This is a genomic window from Oceanicella actignis, from assembly GCF_008124525.1.
In the GTDB taxonomy this organism is placed as follows: domain Bacteria; phylum Pseudomonadota; class Alphaproteobacteria; order Rhodobacterales; family Rhodobacteraceae; genus Oceanicella; species Oceanicella actignis.
In genome coordinates, this window is sequence record NZ_VNHJ01000029.1 from 1 (window position 1) to 1973 (window position 1973).

Genomic DNA, 1973 nt, shown 5'->3' on the forward strand with positions numbered 1-1973 from the left:
GTTCCCATTCTGCATGGGCTTGCCGGGGGCGATGTAGTGCCATTTCACCTTCATCTTCTCGGCCCATTCCAGGATCGCGTTCGAGGTGAACTCGGCACCGTTGTCCGAAACAATCACCCCGGGCTTCCCACGCCGCTCGATCAAACATGTGAGTTCGCGCGCCACCCTTCGGCCCGAGATCGACGTGTCGACGATCGACGCGAGACACTCCTTCGTGACGTCGTCCAGCACATTGAGGATCCGGAAGCGGCGTCCATCGGCGAACTGGTCCTGCATGAAGTCCAGCGACCACCGGGCGTTGGCCACGGCTTCGGTCACCAGCGGCGCGCGGGCGCCGAGAGCGCGTTTGCGGCCGCGCCTTCGCCGGACCGCCAGGCCTTCCTCGCGGTAAAGCCTCTGCGTCCGCTTGCGGTTTGTCACATGGCCGTCGCGGCGCAGGATCACATGCAGCCGCCGATAAGCGAAACGCCGATGTTTCTCGGCCGCCTTGCGCAACTCCTCGCGCAGCTCGGCGTCATCGGGTCGCCTGCGCCGATACCGCACCGATGATCGATCCGCACCCAGCACCGAACACGCCCGCCGCTCGCTCATCCCGTGACGCTTCTCGAGATGGGCAACCGCTTCTCGCCTTGCGGCGGGCGTCACCACTTTTTTGAAAGCAGGTCCTTCAAGGCGCTCGCCATTGTCCTCGGACCAATGGCGGACAATGGCTCGCTGTCGAGCATCGCCTCGGCCAAAAGCCGCTTCAGCCTGGCGTTCTCGGCCTCCAGCGTCTTCAGCCTCTTGGCCTCCGAAGGCTTCATGCCCCCGAACTTCGCCTTTCAGGCATAAAAGGTGGCGCTGCTGATCCCATGCCGACGGCACACCTCCGCCGTCTTCACTCCGCTCTCCTGCTCCCTCAGGATCGCGATGATCTGCTCCTCGGTGAATCTCGATCGCTTCATGGTCCGGTCCTCTGCTTGGGCCGAACTCTAGCATCGGATGGACGAGTTTTCGGGGGTCACAGCACGACGAACGGCGCAGGGGTCGCTCCTGGAGCGGCTTCGAGGTCGAGAAAGACTGCACGGTCCGCCGCGATCCGATCTCCGTTGCGGCCTTCACCAAGGCCATCCGCGACCGCTTCGAGACCCCGCATGTCCATGTCGATATCTTCGACCGGCATCGCATCATCCTCTATGACCAGGAATGCGATCTGGTGCAGGTCGCCGTCTATCGCGAGGGACGGCCGGAAGACATGCTGGGCTTCGATGCGAAGAGCAGGCTGCAGCGGCGCATCGTGAAGCCGGTGTTCGAGGCCGCCCTGACCTACGAGGCCGAAACCGGCGTCATCGAGGTCGTGCCCAACACGCTCGAGGACCGGAGGGACCTTACCGCGTTCATGGCGCGGGATCTGCTCGGGATCAACTTCAAGGAGAAGCACATCCCATGGCGCGAATACGACCTGAGCATGCTCCTAAAGCCCTTCGATTTCCCGACCGATCCCGAGGACGGGATCATGGGCGTCACTGTGAAGGAGCTACGCTTCATGGAGCTGGGGGAGCGCGGCGAGCGGATCACGCTGGAATCCATGTCGGGCGCCGAGCGGACGATCTGGGAAATGGCCGAGAAGCGGATCGGCCTCGACATCGGTGGCACGGGGCACCTCCTGCCGGTCGCGACCGAGGCGCCGGAATGGGTCATCACGCGCGCTCGGTTCACCATCAAGTTCCACCCCGGCCCCGAAGGCGGCCGTGGGAAATCCCTGACGCTCACCGTAACGATGCCCCATGGGTGCAACCTTAAGGACATGACCCCGCATGAGCGCCTGATCGGAGAGAAGTACCTGCGGCGCTGGGGGATCCTGACCGACACCGCCGACACCCGTGACCTCGTTGACTAAGAGCCCGACTCATAATTCGACCGGTGGTGCGTGGTATCGAGCCAAGCGTCTGACAAGAATGCGGATATGGGCGACCAGCAGCCATGCCTCGGAG

2 protein-coding genes and 1 pseudogene are annotated in these 1973 nt (G+C 63.6%); 1 reads left to right on the forward strand and 2 read right to left on the reverse strand.

The window, feature by feature from the left end; translation table 11 throughout:
* Together LY05_RS14980 and LY05_RS15230 are read right to left on the reverse strand one after the other, a co-directional pair.
* Positions 1 to 944: pseudogene (locus tag LY05_RS14980) on the reverse strand (IS3 family transposase); the annotation flags it as partial.
* Between the two features lie 56 nt (positions 945 to 1000).
* Positions 1001 to 1162, reverse strand: coding sequence for a hypothetical protein (locus LY05_RS15230; RefSeq protein WP_170259033.1), 162 nt, complete (start codon positions 1160 to 1162; stop codon positions 1001 to 1003).
* Between the two features lie 33 nt (positions 1163 to 1195).
* Here LY05_RS15230 and LY05_RS14985 point away from each other — a divergent pair, with 33 nt between their 5' ends.
* Complete coding sequence (locus tag LY05_RS14985) at positions 1196 to 1879, forward strand: hypothetical protein (RefSeq protein WP_148923706.1); 684 nt, start codon at positions 1196 to 1198, stop codon at positions 1877 to 1879.
* Positions 1880 to 1973: the final 94 nt, after the last annotated feature.

What these genes read in the sequence shown, in the direction of transcription:
- LY05_RS15230 (WP_170259033.1), bottom strand. Translation starts at nt 1,162, where the DNA reads ATGCCGGTCGAAGATATCGACATGGACATGCGGGGTCTCGAAGCGGTC.